This window comes from Marinococcus sp. LNSP9103-4 (genome assembly GCF_056034345.1).
Window position 1 is genome coordinate 94,833 of sequence record NZ_JBQLIA010000002.1, and the last position, 17,020, is coordinate 111,852.

The 17,020-nt window shown below is 49.5% G+C and carries 17 protein-coding genes; 1 reads left to right on the top strand and 16 read right to left on the bottom strand.

Annotation, left to right across the window (positions count from 1 at the left end):
• Positions 1-9: 9 nt before the first annotated feature.
• Complete coding sequence (locus ACTRXG_RS01930; RefSeq protein ID WP_474283855.1) at positions 10-1,308, bottom strand: DEAD/DEAH box helicase; 1,299 nt, start codon at positions 1,306-1,308, stop codon at positions 10-12.
• A gap of 248 nt (positions 1,309-1,556) precedes the next feature.
• Between ACTRXG_RS01930 and ACTRXG_RS01935 the strand changes: the two genes are divergently transcribed.
• Positions 1,557-2,501, top strand: coding sequence for a 4-hydroxy-3-methylbut-2-enyl diphosphate reductase (locus tag ACTRXG_RS01935; protein ID WP_474261784.1), 945 nt, complete (start codon positions 1,557-1,559; stop codon positions 2,499-2,501).
• A 38-nt stretch (positions 2,502-2,539) separates the two neighbouring features.
• Here the strand turns inward: ACTRXG_RS01935 and ACTRXG_RS01940 are convergent, their stop codons facing one another.
• The 15 genes from ACTRXG_RS01940 to ACTRXG_RS02010 all read right to left on the bottom strand — a co-directional run bounded on the left by ACTRXG_RS01940 (position 2,540) and on the right by ACTRXG_RS02010 (position 16,862).
• Positions 2,540-3,649, bottom strand: a complete 1,110-nt coding sequence (locus tag ACTRXG_RS01940) for a Nif3-like dinuclear metal center hexameric protein (RefSeq protein WP_474283857.1) — start codon at positions 3,647-3,649, stop codon at positions 2,540-2,542.
• A complete protein-coding gene (locus ACTRXG_RS01945) occupies positions 3,646-4,365 on the bottom strand; it encodes a tRNA (adenine(22)-N(1))-methyltransferase (RefSeq protein WP_474281887.1) in 720 nt (239 codons plus the stop codon). The genes ACTRXG_RS01940 and ACTRXG_RS01945 overlap by 4 nt, the downstream gene beginning before the upstream one ends.
• Before the next feature lie 85 nt (positions 4,366-4,450).
• Entirely contained in the window at positions 4,451-5,566 is a 1,116-nt protein-coding gene (gene rpoD, locus ACTRXG_RS01950) for an RNA polymerase sigma factor RpoD (RefSeq protein ID WP_022794962.1), read from the bottom strand.
• Between the two features lie 222 nt (positions 5,567-5,788).
• Positions 5,789-7,615: a DNA primase gene (gene dnaG / locus ACTRXG_RS01955; protein ID WP_474283859.1), complete on the bottom strand. Its 1,827-nt coding sequence runs from the start codon at positions 7,613-7,615 to the stop codon at positions 5,789-5,791.
• A gap of 24 nt (positions 7,616-7,639) precedes the next feature.
• A complete protein-coding gene (locus tag ACTRXG_RS01960; RefSeq protein ID WP_474281891.1) occupies positions 7,640-8,107 on the bottom strand; it encodes a DUF188 domain-containing protein in 468 nt (155 codons plus the stop codon).
• A 12-nt stretch (positions 8,108-8,119) separates the two neighbouring features.
• A complete protein-coding gene (locus ACTRXG_RS01965) occupies positions 8,120-8,935 on the bottom strand; it encodes a pyruvate, water dikinase regulatory protein (protein ID WP_322525764.1) in 816 nt (271 codons plus the stop codon).
• A gap of 15 nt (positions 8,936-8,950) precedes the next feature.
• Positions 8,951-9,583, bottom strand: coding sequence for a transcriptional regulator CcpN (gene ccpN, locus ACTRXG_RS01970; RefSeq protein ID WP_474281963.1), 633 nt, complete (start codon positions 9,581-9,583; stop codon positions 8,951-8,953).
• A 44-nt stretch (positions 9,584-9,627) separates the two neighbouring features.
• Positions 9,628-11,712 carry a glycine--tRNA ligase subunit beta gene (glyS, locus tag ACTRXG_RS01975; RefSeq protein ID WP_474283862.1) on the bottom strand — a complete coding sequence of 695 codons (2,085 nt, stop codon included), beginning with the start codon at positions 11,710-11,712 and terminating at the stop codon, positions 9,628-9,630.
• Entirely contained in the window at positions 11,702-12,592 is an 891-nt protein-coding gene (glyQ, locus tag ACTRXG_RS01980) for a glycine--tRNA ligase subunit alpha (RefSeq protein WP_474261877.1), read from the bottom strand. The genes glyS and glyQ overlap by 11 nt, the downstream gene beginning before the upstream one ends.
• Before the next feature lie 299 nt (positions 12,593-12,891).
• Complete coding sequence (gene recO, locus ACTRXG_RS01985) at positions 12,892-13,641, bottom strand: DNA repair protein RecO (RefSeq protein ID WP_474281895.1); 750 nt, start codon at positions 13,639-13,641, stop codon at positions 12,892-12,894.
• Between the two features lie 27 nt (positions 13,642-13,668).
• Complete coding sequence (era, locus tag ACTRXG_RS01990; protein WP_091611883.1) at positions 13,669-14,571, bottom strand: GTPase Era; 903 nt, start codon at positions 14,569-14,571, stop codon at positions 13,669-13,671.
• 29 nt (positions 14,572-14,600) lie between these two features.
• The gene (locus ACTRXG_RS01995) at positions 14,601-14,996 is read right to left on the bottom strand and encodes a cytidine deaminase (protein ID WP_474261777.1); all 396 of its coding nucleotides are present in this window, start codon (positions 14,994-14,996) and stop codon (positions 14,601-14,603) included.
• Between the two features lie 16 nt (positions 14,997-15,012).
• Entirely contained in the window at positions 15,013-15,396 is a 384-nt protein-coding gene (locus ACTRXG_RS02000; protein WP_474261876.1) for a diacylglycerol kinase family protein, read from the bottom strand.
• Positions 15,380-15,841 (bottom strand): rRNA maturation RNase YbeY, encoded by a 462-nt coding sequence (ybeY, locus tag ACTRXG_RS02005; protein WP_474261776.1) that lies wholly within the window; start codon positions 15,839-15,841, stop codon positions 15,380-15,382. Before ybeY ends, ACTRXG_RS02000 begins: the two co-directional genes overlap by 17 nt.
• Positions 15,842-15,857: 16 nt before the next feature.
• On the bottom strand, positions 15,858-16,862 hold the full coding sequence (locus tag ACTRXG_RS02010; RefSeq protein WP_474283864.1) for a PhoH family protein: 1,005 nt from the start codon (positions 16,860-16,862) through the stop codon (positions 15,858-15,860).
• Positions 16,863-17,020: the final 158 nt, after the last annotated feature.

Below are 17,020 nucleotides of genomic sequence, written 5' to 3' on the forward strand. Positions count from 1 at the left end.
CCTCAGTTGTTATTTTCGTTTGCGGCGGCGGGACGCCGTCTGGTCTGCCATCGCTTTCTTCTTATAGCCCGGCTTCACTTTTTTCGGTTTTTTCACCGGCATAGCGTCAGGAGCAGGCGCAGGCTTCCGTTTTGTCTGCTTGGAGGCAAACAGCGGCTTGGAGAGCTCGGTCCATGTTCCTTTGCGAAAGTCCATGAACGTAAAGCGGATACCCTGCTTTTGAAGAGAAAGAACGGCTTTCCGGTCGTCTTCTCCCATCAGAGTGTATGACTCTCCTGTCAGTCCGGCTCTCCCGGCACGGCCCGTCCGGTGAATAAAGTATTCCAGTTCCTCCGGCAGGCTGTAGTTAATAATGTGGGAAATACCCGGAATATCCATACCGCGGGCAGCAAGGTCGGTAGCTACCAGATACTGAACCTCAAGATTTTGAATCCGTTTCATAACCTGTTTACGCTGCCGCGAAGGCAGACCGCCGTGCAGCACTTCTACCGGATATTGTTTTTTGAACATTTCTCCGGCCAGTTCGTCCGCTTCCTCTTTCGTACTTGCAAATATGATAGCTAGAAATGGCTGCAGCCGGTCCACAAGCTCCATTGTCACCTCAAGACGGCTGCGGTGTCTGAGCGCGATGCCGTAATGCGTCATTTCTTTTGGCGTCGCATGCTCCGGCTTTACGTGCACATGCTTGGGATTGTTCATATATTTGCGCAGAAACGGCTGCAGGCTTTCCGGTACTGTTGCCGAAAATACCATCATCTGCAGGTTATCTGCCATTTTTCCGGCCACCGGATCAATTTCTTCCAGGAAGCCCATATCAAGCATCTGGTCTGCTTCGTCAATGACAAGCATGCTGACCGTGTGTACATTGATAACATTTTCTCCGACCATGTCCTTCAGCCGCCCTGGCGTGGCTACAATAATGTGCGGTGGGTTACGGAGCTGCTCCATCACTCTGGAGCGGTCCGTTCCCCCGGATACCTGCTTGGCACGTACCGAAGAGGTTTCATCTTCATCCGTAATTTCCTTCAGAACACCGAAAATCTGGCCGGCGAGCTCCCGGGTAGGCGCTGTAATGACTGCCTGCACTTCCGCTTTGGAGGTGTCGATTCTGCTCAGAATTGGCAGCAGATACGCAAGTGTTTTCCCTGATCCGGTCTGAGACTGGCCGATAACATCCTTGCCATTAATCGCGGCGGGCATCAGCCGTTCCTGAATATCCGTTGGTTTTTGAATTCGTTTTTTATCCAGCAGCCTGAGGGCATATGCCGGAATATTGTATTGTTTAAAGCGGTTTTCCACGCTGTTCACCTAACTCTCTTTTCATTTACGCATTTTTTGCATCTCCATATTTTATCATAGTTAAAATAGAAACCATAGCTTCTCCTCTGCTTCTATTCACAAAATATTAAAGGAATACATCCCTTCAGCCGTCCTTTCTTTTCAACCAGACACTTAGGTAGTATAATGAATCCAGAATCGTTTTACATGACTGCATACGTAAAGTCAGCGCGTACACGCAAGACCTCACGGTTCAAATTATGAAACAGGAGGCCTTTATGGAAGTAACAAAAATTTCACCACGTGGATACTGCTACGGCGTTGTCGATGCGATGGTAATGGCGAAAAAAGCCGCCGGTAACCAGGAGCTTCCGCGTCCAATCTATATTTTAGGCATGATCGTACACAATAAGCACGTGACTGACGCATTTGAAGAAGAAGGTGTCATTTCCCTCGACGGGCCCAACCGGCTTGAAATACTCCGGCAGGTAGATAAAGGGACAGTCGTATATACAGCTCACGGCGTTTCTCCGGAAGTACGTCAACTTGCTGAAGAAAAAGGACTGACCACCATTGACGCCACCTGCCCCGATGTTACCGTCACGCACGACTTAATACGGGAAAAACGGGACCAGGGCTATGAATTTATCTATGTCGGCAAGAAGGGACACCCGGAGCCGGAAGGCGCTGTCGGTGTCGCTCCGGACATTGTGCATTTAGTGGAAACGCTCGACGATCTTGAAAGCTTAAACATTAAGTCGGAACGGATTATCATGACTAACCAGACGACCATGAGCCAGTGGGACGTTTCCGACATTATGGACCGGGCGAGAGAAATTTATCCGCATGCAGAAATCCATAATGAAATCTGCAACGCCACCCAGGTACGCCAGGAAGCGGTAGCTGAACAGGCGAAGGATGTAGATCTCGTTCTCGTTGTCGGCGACCCGAAAAGCAACAACTCCAACCGGCTTGCCCAGGTGTCTGAACAGGTCGCGGGCACAACAGCTTACCGGATCAGCAACTTAACCGAGCTGGATTTAAGCTGGCTTGAAAATGTCAACTCTGTAGGTGTGACAGCAGGTGCTTCCACACCAACGTTAATCACAAAGGAAGTCATCCTGTTTATCGACCAGTACGATCCAAACGATTCATCCACATGGGATACCGAATCTCATATCGATAAATCAAAAATCCTCCCAAAAATCAAAGCAAAATCATAAACAAATCCCTCCGCTTGACCGCGGAGGGATTTTTTCTATTATGCCAGCCGAAACGGTTCGGTAGACAAAGCAGAAGCCAGCCATTCCACCTGCAGCCGGCCCTGGCTGCGGTGCTGCATTTCCTTCTGCACGCCTTTTTTCATAATTTTTTCCACGTGATGACCGGGATCTATCATCGTAAGGCCATCCATCGCCGCGTCCTGGGCTGTATGGAAATAAATATCGCCGGTAATGTACACATCCGCCTGCCTGGAAAGTGCCTGCTTCCAGTATTTATTGCCGTCGCCCCCGAGCAGGGCCACGCGTTTAACCCGCTCGGTTTTTCCATCCACCACACGGACAAACGGTACGTCATAGCTTTTTTTCACCTGCTCCACAAACGCTTCAAGCGTCATTTCCTCCGGGAGCTCTCCCACTCTCCCAAGCCCGTAAGGCTCACCAGGAATAGCGAGCGGATACACATCATAAGCCGGTTCTTCATACGGATGAGCAGCGGTCAAAGCGGCTTCTACAGTTTGCCGGAGAGAGGCCGGTACAATCGTTTCCATCCGCTTTTCGTCCGCGAACTCCATCTTTCCCTGCTCGCCTAAAAAAGGATTTGTGTCATCGCCGGGGATAAACGTGCCAGTACCCGAAGCAGAAAATGTGCAATGACTGTATCCGCCGATATAGCCGGCCCCCGCATCCCCCACTGCCTTTCTTACTTCTTCAGCGTGGGACTCCGGTACAAAGGCCACTAGCTTATACAGCTCGTCTTCACCTGTCGCAGCCAGTACCTCCGTGTTCGTTAAACCGAGCGCCTCTGCCATCATGTCATTCACACCCCCGGGAGCAATATCGAGGTTTGTGTGCGCGGCATAGACGGTTAAATCATGCTTAATGCACTTTTCAATTACCGGCCCCTGTCCATGTGCCACATCGAGCGACGTTATTGGACGAAACAGCAGCGGGTGGTGGGCAATGATTAACTCCGCCCCTGTTTTGACAGCTTCATCCACCACCTCTTCGGATACATCAAGGGTGGTAAGCACCTTTGTGACCGGTTGGTTCCAGTCCCCGATCATCAGGCCCACCCGGTCGCCTTCCACAGCAAGCGATGGCGGTGCCCATTCTTCAAATACCCGGATAACGTCACGTACAGTATTCATGTAATAACCTCCTCAGCCCATGCAATGTATTGGTTTAATTTTTGCTTCTTTGCCGTTGTCTGTTCTGTCGGAACGGCGTTTGCCAGCTGTTGTAAAATCTGCTGCCAGTTATCTTTTTCCCTCATCCATTTATCCTTAAAAGCATTGTTCCGCTCCTTGAGCAAATACGGACCGAACAACAGCTGTTTTTCAAACGGCTCCTGGTTTTCCCGGTACGGCGCTTCCGCTTCCCCCGGCACTGCCGTCAGTACTTCATACACATGGCGGTCCTCCTTCAGGATTCGCTCATCGGTAAGCTTCCAGCCATTGTCAAACAGCCACTGGCGAATTCGGCCCGCGGAGATGTTAGGCTGCAGGATCAGCTTCTGCACCGGGCGGAGATGTGTCTTTCCCTCCTCTAAAATCTCTTTGATCAGCGTGCCGCCCATTCCCGCGATAACTACTGTATCAATACGATCAGTTTCTCTCAGGACAGTGAGTCCACTCCCGAGGCGGGTATCAATTTTATCTGTTAATCCACAGGAGGCAATGTAGTCTGATGCAGCCTGAAGCGGACCTGCATTCACATCAGCTGCTACTGCATGCTCCGCCTTCCGGTGCACCACTGCTTCGACCGGAACCAGCCCGTGATCCGTGCCAATATCTGCGACCACCGCTCCCTGGTCAATTTGTTCCACGATAACTGCCAGTCTGTCCGGCAATACAGCTTTTTTCATGTTTTCCTCTCTCTTCTATGTAAAATAAAAAAGGGGACACCTGCTTATTTAAAGCATGCGTCCCCTTGTATCTATGATGAATTCATTAGTCCATGAAATCTTTTAATCGTTTGCTGCGGCTCGGGTGACGAAGCTTTCTTAACGCTTTGGCTTCAATCTGACGGATACGCTCTCTTGTGACGCCAAACACTTTACCCACTTCTTCGAGGGTGCGGGTGCGTCCGTCATCAAGGCCAAACCGGAGACGGAGAACGTTTTCTTCGCGGTCCGTAAGCGTATCAAGCACATCTTCGAGCTGCTCTTTCAGCAGTTCATAAGCAGCTGCATCCGACGGTGCCATCGCTTCCTGGTCTTCAATAAAGTCACCAAGATGAGAGTCATCTTCTTCACCGATAGGAGTTTCCAGCGACACCGGCTCCTGGGCGATTTTAAGAATCTCCCTTACTTTATCCGGAGTCAGATCCATTTCTTTGGCAACTTCTTCCGGAAGCGGCTCACGGCCAAGGTCCTGCAGCAGCTGACGCTGCACGCGGATCAGCTTGTTGATCGTCTCCACCATGTGCACCGGAATACGGATCGTTCTCGCCTGGTCGGCAATAGCACGGGTGATTGCCTGGCGGATCCACCACGTAGCGTACGTACTGAACTTGAACCCTTTGCTGTGATCAAACTTTTCCACCGCTTTGATCAGACCCATATTGCCTTCCTGAATTAAGTCGAGGAAAAGCATGCCGCGTCCGACGTAACGTTTTGCGATCGAAACAACCAGACGAAGGTTGGCCTCTGCGAGACGGCGTTTTGCTTCTTCGTCGCCTTCTTCAATTTTAGTGGCAAGATTAATTTCTTCTTCCGCAGAAAGAAGCGGCACACGGCCGATTTCTTTTAAATACATCCGGACTGGATCGTTAATTTTAATGCCTGGAGGGACGCTTAAATCATTCAAGTCGAGGGTGTCTTCTTTTTCCACCTGTTCCATGCTTGGAACTTCTTCTCCCTCGTTGATAATATCAACGCCTTGTTCACCAAGGTATTCAAAAAACTCATCCATTTGCTCAGAATCCTGGTCGTAACTGGAGAGTTTTTCTGTTATTTCTGCATACGTTAACGTTCCACGTTTTTTGCCCGTTTCGAGCAATTGTTCTTTTACCTGATCGACCGACATTTCACCTTCCGCCAGCGGACGGCTTGGTTTTTCCGCCATTCGATCTCCCTCCTTCCAAGCTTCACACCTTGAATCCTACCCTGTCTCTTTACATGCCCGCAATTGTCTGTGCCGACGATTTCTTTTCCTGGTATTTTCTTAGCTGGTTGAAAGGACGGCAGGCACATAGAAAGAGCGTGCACATCAAACTGGCACGCTTTCCTTCTATCGTGATCATATCTTATCAACCACAAAGGAAAAGCGCAAGCAAATTGCTTCAGGCTAGTTTTTCTTCAGCTGCATCATCAATTCCATGATTCTTGTCAGCAACTGTCGCTGATTTGTTTCTGAATCACCATTTCTTTCAGCGTCTTTAAGCTGTTTCTGCCTTTGCAGTAATTCTTCCCGTTTTGGTCGAATTTTAATCTGTTCAACATAGTCAGACATTTCATTATCTGATATTTCTGCCGGAATGTCAAGGTGCATCAGCTCAGATACCAGGTTCACAAGCTCCTGCTCTTCAACGTATTCCATAAACCGGCTTACATCAGGATCATGGCCGTCATCATAATAAGCATATAAATATGCCGCGAGCGCTGTATGGGCATCAATGTTGAATTCTCCTCCAATACGCTCTTTAACCTCCCCGGCGACCTCCCGGTTCTGAAGCATAAAGGCGAGGAGCGACCGTTCAGCATTCTCATAGGCCGATCGCATCGACACCTGTTTTTTCGGAAGCGCTCCGCTCCGCCACCGTTTGCCTGTTTCCACAGACGAAGGAGCCTTTGCTGCCTTTTCCTTCTGTTCCTTTTTTTGTACTTTACGTTCTTCTTCCCGGAGAGCGTCCATCGACAGGTCAAATTCTTCTGCCAGCTGCTTCATGTAGAATTCACGTTCTACAGCACTGCTGATCACAGATGTTTCCCGGAGTACTTCTTCGATATAGGCAAGACGGTCTCCTTCATTTTGAAGGTTTTTATTTTTACGCAGCTCCTGAACCTTAAAGGACATAAAAGGTACCGCACGCTCCGACAGCTGTACCTTGAATGCTTCTGCCCCGTACGCCTGTATATAGTCGTCCGGGTCCATCTCTGCCGGAAACAGCGCCACCCGTACATTGATGTCCTGCTTTTCAAGAATATCTCCGGTTTTCCACGCCGCTGCCCGTCCGGCGCTGTCACCGTCATAAGCAATTACCGCTTTGTCTGTTGCTTTTCGGATCTGCTCGGCCTGTCGTTTAGAGAAAGCCGTGCCAAGACCCGCAACCCCGTTTTTCACTCCCGCTTTCCAGGCAGCAATAACGTCCATATAGCCTTCAAACAGAACGGCTTCATCCTGTTTGCGGACTGCCTGGCGGGCTTTGGAAAACGAGTAGAGCGTTTCATGCTTTAAAAAGATGGGCGTTTCCGGACTGTTTAAGTATTTCGGCGCACCTTCTCCGAGTGCGCGGCCGCCAAAGGCGATAACCTGCCCGCGCTGGTTATGAATAGGAAACATGACCCGCCCGCGAAAACGGTCATTCCACTGCCAGCTGGATTCCTGGCGGAGAATCAGTCCGGCTTCTTCCATTTCTTCCAGGTCATAATCTCTTTTTTCAAGCAGCTGTACAAGCATATTATTTCGCTCCGGTGCATAGCCGAGCTGAAACTCTTCAATAATCTCTTCACTGATTCCCCGCGCCGTTAAATAGTCATAGGCTTCTTTCCCTTGTTCTGTATTCATCAGCAGATGATGATAAAACTTGGCCGCCATTTGATGCGCATCTTTTTTAGCCTGGTGCTGTTCCCGTTCCCCGGGGTATTGATCTTCAAGCTCGGGCAGCTCGGTACCCGTTTTGGTTGCAAGGGATTGAATAGCTTCCACAAATGTCAGGCCATCGTGCTCCATCAAAAAAGTTATGGCATTGCCGCCTGCGCCGCAGCCAAAACAGTGATACAGCTGCCGCTCCGGCGAAACAGAAAATGACGGGGTGTTTTCCCCATGAAAAGGACACAGGCCGAGATAATGCCTGCCCTGTTTTTTTAGCTGTACGTAATCATTGATGACTTCGACAATATCGATTTTTTCCCGAATTTCAGCAACTTTTTCTTCTGGAATAAACGCTGCCAATTTGTTTCCTCCCCGATGAGCCTATTACCATTTGGACTCACTGCCGCCTGCTTCAAAGATCTCCAGGCCCTCAAAAAAACGCTGGCGTTCTTCAAGCGATATTGCTTTAGGCCCTTTAACTCTGTGCTTTCCCTGTTTGGCCAGCACGCCGGCATACCGGCCGGCAAGCAGCCATTCTTCGTCACCCTTTTTCCAGCGCTTCCCCCGAAAAGAGAGAACCGCCGCTCCTTTTTCAAGAGCAATTGCTGCCAGGCCATGATCATCGGCAATCACCAGATCGCCGGCAGAGACATGGTTCCAAATATACATATCCGCCGCTTCGGGCTCGTTTTCCACCATCACGGTTTCTGCTTCATACACTTTATTTGAGGCGTGGGCGCTGCTCGCCACAAAAACGATCCGCATGCTTTTGCCCGCTCCCCACGTGTCGATCGTTTCTTTATGCGGGCATGCGTCAGCGTCCACATACACTGTGGGTTCCTTTTTCGTCATGCTGATTCTCTCCTAGCGCTGCTGAAACATATTGGAGATAATATTGGCTGTTTCTTCCACAGCTTTGTTGGACACATCAATCACCGTACAGCCGATTTTATTCATCAGCGCTTCCGAGTAGTCGAGCTCTTCCTGGATACGCTCCATACTCGCATAGTTTGCTTCCGGTCTCAGTCCAAGCGCCTTCAGGCGTTCCGAACGGATCCGGTTCAATTTATCGGCGCTGATCCGAAGCCCGATGCACTTTTCACTAGGAATATTAAACAATTCCTCCGGCGGATCCACCTCCGGAACCAGCGGCACATTTGCCACCTTCAGACGTTTATGGGCCAGATACTGGGAAAGAGGCGTTTTTGAGGTTCGTGAAACGCCTATCAGCACAATGTCTGCCCGGACAATGCCCCGCGGGTCACGGCCGTCATCATATTTGACCGCAAATTCGATTGCCTCCACCTTACGGAAATAGTCTTCGTCCAGACGATATACGAGACCAGGCTCATATCTTGGCTGCTGATTCGTGAGCGTCACCATTTTATCGAGTACCGGGCCCATAATGTCAACGGTGTCTACCCCGGCCTCTTCCGCGTGCTCCCGGAGGTACTGATTGATCTCTGGAATCACCAGCGTGAACGCAATCATTGCCCTGGCTTCCTTGGCAAGCTGAATGACCTCTTCCACCGTGCCCTCGTCTTCAACGTACGGAATACGGCGTACTTCCATTCCGTCTTCCCCGAACTGACTCGCAGCGGCTTTTACTACCAGTTCAGCCGTTTCTCCTACCGAATCGGACACTACGTATACTACTGGACGCTCTTGTTTTGTGGTCATGTCTGCCTCCTCGGGTTAAAATAATTGGTTATTGGCCAGATCCACCAATACTTTAGTTATATTTGTTTTCGTAACTCTGCCGACCACTTCATACTTTCCACCGCCGGCGTCTTTTACTACCGGCAGAGCGTCAATCTGACGCTCGATCAGCTTGGTTGCTGCATAAACGACCAAATCTTCTTTTTTGCAGATCGTGATGTTGGGCATCCTTGTCATAATAATACTTACAGGGATTGCTTCCGTATCCTGGCGGCCGAGACTCGCCCGCAGCAGATCTTTTCTTGAAAGGACGCCGGCCAGATAGCCTTGTTTATCCACCACAAAGAGAGTGCCGACATCTTCAAGGAACATAGTGCAGATAGCATCGTACACACTGTCTGATTCCGAGACGACCACTGCGATCGACTGATAATGTTTGACGGTTAACTTCTGCAGCTGATTATTCAGTTCTTCGGTGTCTGTTTTCCCAGTATAATAATATCCTACTCTTGGTCTTGCTTCTAAAAATCCTGACATTGTGAGAATGGCCAGATCCGGGCGCAGAGTGGCTCTCGTCAGTGAAAGCCTGTCTGCGATATGCTCCCCGGTGATCGGCCCATTGTCTTTAACAATCTGCAGGATGGTTTCCTGACGCTCTGTTAATTCGATAGTGACTCCCCACCTTCATCGGCGCTTCGCACGGACGCATTGCTTTACGATGAAAAAACAATGCTCCGAAAGCGGGCGAACCGTTCAATTTCCCTGGATAACAGTGCCATCTGCTGCAGTCTGTTCTGCTTTACCTGTTCGTCTTCAGCCATAACCATAACATGATCAAAGTAGGCGTTAATCGCCGGCGTAACTGCCTGTAGCGCTTGATACGCACCTGCGACATCCGCCTGCCCAAGCGTTTTATCGAGCTGCTGATTTAAGGTTTTGCTTTTTTCGTAAAGCTCTCTTTCCTCTTCAGCCTCGAACAGCTCTGTTTGAATATCCGAACCACGGTCTGTGTTTTTTGCGATATTGGTCACCCGGCTGAGTGCTTCCACCGTTTCTTTGAAGTCTGCTTCTTCAGCACGCGCTTGAATAAATCCAGCTTTTTCTGTCACTACATCAATTCTTTCGCCAAGATGAAGCAGCACAGCATCCGCAATATCATGGCGGACACCCTCATCAAGCAGCTTTTGGCGGACACGCTGGGTAAAGAATTCTTCGAGATCCTTCAGAACATCCGCTTCTTCCCGCTGAAGAAGAGAACGCTCTTTGATTTCATCCATCACCAGAACGATCAGCTGCTGAACTGTGAGCGGAAACCGGTGCCCGGTGATTGTCTGGACAATACCTGCTGCCTGTCTTCTCAGCCCGTGAGGGTCCTGGGACCCGGTCGGCACCATCCCTACACCAAAGCTCGAAACAATAGTGTCCATTTTATCCACCACGCTGATAACCGCGCCTTCGACATTTTTCGGGAGAGCATCTCCGGCGGACTTTGGTTTATAATGTTCTGCAATAGCTTCGGCAACTGCGGTGTTTTCTCCTGCCATCCGGGCATATTCTCTTCCCATAATCCCCTGGAGCTCAGTGAACTCGTCCACCATTAACGTTACGAGGTCAAATTTGGAAATATGAGCGGCACGCTTAACATTTTGCACCTTCGTGCTGTCCAGCTGCAGGTATTCTGCGAGTCGGGTGCTGACAGCCTCCACTCTCATTACCTTTTCACCGACTGTACCCAGATTTTCCTGATAAATTACGTGGTTTAATTTTTCCACCGCTTCCTCCGGCGACATTTTCTGATCTTCGTCATAGAAAAACTGGGCATCAGCCAGACGCGCCCGGAGTACCTTCTCATTTCCTTTCCGGACCTGGTCAAGGTGCTCAGCATTACCGTTTCGTACTGTAATGAAATACGAAAGGAGACTGCCTTCATCATTTTCTACCGGAAAATACCGCTGGTGTTCTTTCATGGATGTAACGAGCACCTCCCGCGGAATGTCCAAATACGCTTCATCGAATGAGCCGTGCAGTGCGGTCGGGTATTCCACGAGCTGATTCACTTCGGCAAGCAGCTCATCATCTATCGGAATGTGCCAGCTGTTTTCCGCTTCAATCTCTTCGATCTGGCTGCGAATCAATTCTGCTCTTTCAGACGCATCCGCAATCACATACTCCTCTTTCAGTTGCTGCTCGTACGTTTCCGGCTTATGAATAGTAATGGCATCCCCCAAAAACCGGTGTCCGTAAGAAATATTGCCGGCTGTGCGGTCTGTAATCGTAAATGGGATCACTGTCTCTCCGTACAACGCCACGAGCCATTGAACCGGGCGCACAAAGCGGAGTTCGTGACTTCCCCAGCGCATATTTTTCGGAAAAGCGAGAGACGTAATAATTGTTTCCATCTCCTGCAGCAGCTCTGAGGTCGGCCGGCCCTTGTGTTCTTTTTCCACAAAAACGTACTCAGTGCCTTTTACCTCTTTAAAGTACAGATCCTCCGTATCGACCTGCTGGCCTCTGGCAAAGCCTAAAGCAGCCTTGCTCCATTCCCCGTCTTCTGTGAGAGCGATCTTTTTGGCCGGTCCACGGGCCTCTTCGACCATATCCTCCTGATAATCAGCCAGGTCTTCAATCCGGAGCGCTAGCCGTCTCGGAGTAGAAAACATGTGAACAGTGCTATAGCTGAGCCGCTGCTCCTGCAGCCAGGTTTCCGTTTTTTCCTTCAGCTGCTTGACCGCACCCTCCACAAAGCGGGCGGGCATTTCTTCCACGCCGATTTCGAGTAAAAAATGATTAGTTGTCATCGTTCATCGCCTCCTGCTTCCGTAGCGGAAATCCTAGTTTTTCCCGTTCGTCGTAATACGCTTTTCCGCACTTTCTTGCCAGATTGCGCACACGTGCAATATATCCGGTTCTCTCCGTCACTGAAATCGCCCCGCGGGCATCGAGCAGGTTAAACAAATGCGAGCATTTCAGCACGTGATCGTAGGCAGGGAGCACCAGCTTTTCCTCAATAGCCCGCTCTGCTTCCTTTTCACTTGCGGCAAACTGATTCAAAAGAAGCTCTTTATCCGCAATTTCAAACGAATACTTTGAATGCTCGTATTCCGCCTGCAAAAACATATCTCCGTATGAAACGCCCTGCACCCATTCCAGGTCAAATACGTTTTCCTTATCCTGAATATACGACGCCAGCCGTTCAATGCCGTATGTAATTTCAGCTGTCACCGGGTGGGCATCCATGCCGCCAACATGCTGGAAATACGTAAACTGGGTAATTTCCATGCCGTCGATCCAGACTTCCCATCCAAGGCCCCAGGCACTCAGCGTCGGAGCCTCCCAGTTGTCCTCCACAAAGCGGATATCATGGGCAAGCGGGTCAATACCAATTGCTTCCAGGCTTTTTAAATACAGCTCCTGGATGTTGTCCGGCGAAGGCTTCATGACTACCTGAAACTGATGATGCTGATACAAACGGTTCGGATTCTCCCCGTAGCGTCCGTCGCCCGGCCGTCTTGACGGTTCTACATATGCTGCGTTCCACGGCTCTGGTCCGATACTGCGCAGAAATGTCATCGGGTTCATCGTCCCCGCTCCTTTTTCCACATCGTAGGCCTGCATAATAATGCAATTCTGGTCCGCCCAGTAGTTCTGCAATGTTAAAATCATTTCCTGAATATTCATTGCCATGTTAAACACCCCTTTTGTTTTTCGGTTATTTTCATTAAAAAAGCCCCTATACCTGTCACTCAGGTATAGGGACGGTTATTACCGCGGTTCCACCCTACTTGCTATTTCGGCATTACAGCCGAAAAGCCGCTTTATCCATTCTACGCTCCAGAACGCCTTCACAACCGGTCAGCGTGCAGCTTTCACTATCCTGCACTCGCTAAAACTGAAGAAGATTGCTACTACTTTCTTTCCCTGCGCATCATTATGATTGTATTGAAATAGTACTTAACATTTACGAGTGTGTCAAGCACTCATTCAACGTTCCACTTTTCCATCTGTTCCAGAAAACGCCTTGCCTTTAAATGAATACCTGCATACGCATCATAATAGCTGTTCAGCACATCCTTCAGCTCTTTTTTCGTTTCGGCCGATACAGAAACAGAGCCTACCCGGTGCACATCAATGTAGAAAAACGTCCGCAAAAGCCTCACCGTTTTCGGCTGAATGCGGAAACGGTACGGATCGATCTCCCAGCAAAGATGACAGAGAAAGCCCGCTTCCCGGATGGAAAAATGAAATGTTCCCTCCTGCCGCCCGCAGTTCACACAGCGGTCGATCACGGGCTGGATGCCTGCCACTGCGGTCATTTTCACTTCAAACAGACGGATAAGCACTTCGGCATCTTCGCCTTCATCGATACGCCGCAGAAGCTGCCAAAACAGCTCAAATAGATAAGGATTTCGCTCCTGATCCACGGTAACTTTATCAAGAAGTTCGGACAAATAGGAAGCGTAGGAAGTAAGAACGATGTCTTCACGCACGCTGCGAAATGAATCCGTTACGTCTCCCTGACTGAGCGTTCTCATTCCTTTGCCCGGATAGTACACAAACGTTCCGTAGACAAACGGCTGGGAGATCGAGCGCAGACGACTGCTTGGCTTCTTTGCCCCTTTGGCCATCATCGCCATTTTCCCGTGCTCTCTTGTATAAACCGTTAACACTACATTGGATTCCCCGTAGGAAGCAGTCCGCAAAACAATTCCTTCTGTTTTCTGAATCATGCTGTTCCTCCGCTCCCAGGCGATTTCTTAATATTCGTCTTCGCGGTACCCGTTCTCACGAAGCAGATATGCGCTGTTTCTCCAGTCCTTTTCCACCTTCACCCAAAGCTCCACGAACACCTTCGAGCCGAGCATCGACTCAATATCTGCCCGGGCCCGCTGTCCGATTTCCTTGAGCATTGAGCCCTGCTTACCGATAATAATGCCTTTTTGGGTCGGGCGTTCAACAACAATCGTAGCTGCCACATACACCGCCCCGTTTTCCCGTTCTTTCATTTCATCGATAACAACGGCGAGCGAATGCGGAACTTCTTCGCGAGTAAGCTGCAGCGCTTTTTCACGTATCAGTTCACTCACGATAAACCGTTCCGGGTGATCAGTGACCTGATCTTCCGGATAAAACTGCGGGCCTTCCTCGAGATATTTGGTAAGCTCTTCGAGAAGCGTCGTCACATTATTGCCGTTCAACGCAGAAACCGGTACTACCTCGGCAAAATCATACCGTTCGGAATAGCTGGCAATCACTTTGAGCAGTTCGTCGGGATGAACTTTATCGATCTTATTAACGATTAAAAATACCGGCGTGTCTGTCCGCTTCAGTTTTTCGATAATATATTCCTCGCCGGGGCCGTATGACTCTGACGCATCGATCAGATATAAAATGATATCAACGTCGTTCAGCGTCTGCAGAGCCGCACGAACCATAAAATCGCCCAGCTTGTGCTTTGGCTTGTGAATGCCAGGGGTATCGATAAAAACAATCTGGGAGTCTTCCGTCGTGTAAACGCCCTGGATTTTATTTCTTGTTGTTTGTGCTTTATCACTCATGATCGCAATCTTTTGGCCAAGCACCTGATTCATTAATGTGGATTTTCCCGCATTGGGGCGCCCGATTAAAGCGGCAAATCCGGAATGATACGATTCACTCATTATTTTCCCTCTTCTTTCCTGCTTTCATACTATAAATCTTCCGGACCGAATGCTCCCGGGAGCAGTTCTTCCATCGTTGTTACTTTCATTTCACCCTGCAGGTTGCCCAATACAATCCGGGCATCCTTCGGCAGAAACTCAGAAAGCACCTGCCGGCAGGCACCACATGGAGCGACCGGCCCTTTCGTATCAGCGATGACAGCTACCATTTTCCCGCTTCGTATACCCGTACGCAACGCGCTGAACACGGCTGTCCGTTCTGCACAGTTGCTTAATCCGTACGACGAGTTTTCAATATTACACCCTTCGTACCACTCGTCGTCCTCTCCTACAAAAACCGCTCCTACCGGAAATTTGGAATACGGGACGTACGCCTGCTCTCTTGCCTGTTTAGCCCGTTCAAGCAGTTCGTTTTCTATAGCCAATGTTCTTCCCCCTTTGTCAGTTCAGCCATTCCCATATGGAAGGCATAAAAATCATTACACCGATGATGACAGCAAATACAGCGTAAATGAGTACCGCACCGGCAGCAATGTCTTTGACATCTCCCGCGGTTTTATTCCATTCCGGCGATACTAAATTTACCAGGCGCTCCAGCGCTGAATTAACCATTTCGAGCACAAGCATGCCGGCAATTGCCAGCAAAAGAACAGCCCACTGCCATAAAGCGATGCCGCACACCCATCCCAAAAGAACGGCTGCCAGACCGAAAAAGACATGAAAGCGCATGTGACGCTCTTCCCGGAAGGCAAGGAGGATACCTTTTCCAGCAAATATAAAGCCGTCCTTCCAGCGTTTAGGCACCGATTTATCGCGGTAATCCATACGCTTCAAGAATCCTTTCCTGACGCGAAAACATTTTATCTTCTTCCTCTTTGTCCATATGATCGTATCCAAGCAAATGAAGCAGGCCGTGAACGGCCAAAAAGCCCAGTTCTCTTTCAAACGAGTGACCGTATTCCCCAGCCTGCTCCTGCGCCTTGGGAACGCTGATAATAATGTCTCCGAGCAGGTTCGGTATGCCTTCAGCCTGGGGCTGAATTTCGTCGTCATTCAGCGCAAATGAAATTACATCAGTCGGCCGGTCGATCTCCCTGTATTCTCTGTTGACCGCCTGAATCATTTCATTATCCACAAAACTTACAGAGACCTCCGAGCCGTCTACAACTCCTTCTTTTTCACATGCGAACTGCAGGATGTTTTTCACCAGCTCCCAGTGCTTCGGTTCTACTCGTTCCGTTTCATCCACCATATCTACTTCAATACTCACACCTGTCCACCCCTGACTAGTTGTTTGTTGGTTTGTCCGGCCGGTTCAGCGTACGCTTTGGATCGCCTTCCTCCTGTTCGTAAGCATCAAGAATCTGCTGCACGAGTGTATGCCGTACGACATCCGTGGCTTCAAGGTAAACGAACCCAATATGATCGATGTTTTTTAAAATGCGTGCCGCCACCTTCAGCCCTGACTGCTGGCCTTTGGGAAGATCAATCTGGGTGAGGTCCCCGTTAACGATCATTTTTGAGCCAAAGCCGAGCCGCGTTAAAAACATTTTGATTTGTTCTTTCGTGGTGTTCTGGGCTTCATCGAGAATAACAAAAGCATCGTCCAGCGTCCGGCCTCTCATATACGCGAGGGGAGCTACTTCGATCGTCCCTCTCTCCATTAACCGCTGTGTATGCTCCGCTCCAAAGATATTATGCAGGGCGTCATACAGCGGACGCAGATATGGATCCACCTTTTCTTTCAGGTCTCCCGGAAGAAATCCGAGGCTTTCTCCAGCCTCCACCGCCGGACGGGTTAGTACAATCCGCTTCACCCGCCCCTCTTTTAAAGCATTTATCGCCATTACGACCGCCAGATAGGTTTTGCCTGTACCAGCCGGGCCAACGCCAAATATCATGTCTTTACGACGGATCTGATCAATATATTCCTTTTGCCCCAAGGTTTTTATCATCACTGGCTTGCCTTCAGCATTTACAGCAATCTGCTCCTGGAAAAGATCTTCAAGCTTTTCAAGCTTTCCTTCCTCGGCAAGCTGCGCGGCATAGACAACGTCCCGTTCTGAAATCCGCACCCGTTTTTTCAGCAGCCTTGCCAAAGCTTCAATCACTTCTTCGACCAGCGCTGCCTGCTTTTCGTTTCCTTCTACGATCAGCGAGCCGCCCCGGGTAATAATCGAAACGCCCAGCTTTTCTTCAAGCCGCTCAATGTGCACATCGTTTGGACCAAACAGCTGCTGGATGTCGTTCATTTCATTCACTTGTAATTCTAACGTTTTCTTTTCGGTCAATATAGCTCAGTCTCCTTGAGTATAATATCATATCCTTGCTGTTATCAGTTTTTTCGTTAGTATGCTAACTCTACTCTACCACCACGCTGAGGGTGTTGCAAAAAATAGCAGACATTTTACGATTTTCAGAAAAAAAAGAACCTGATCCGAGGATCAGG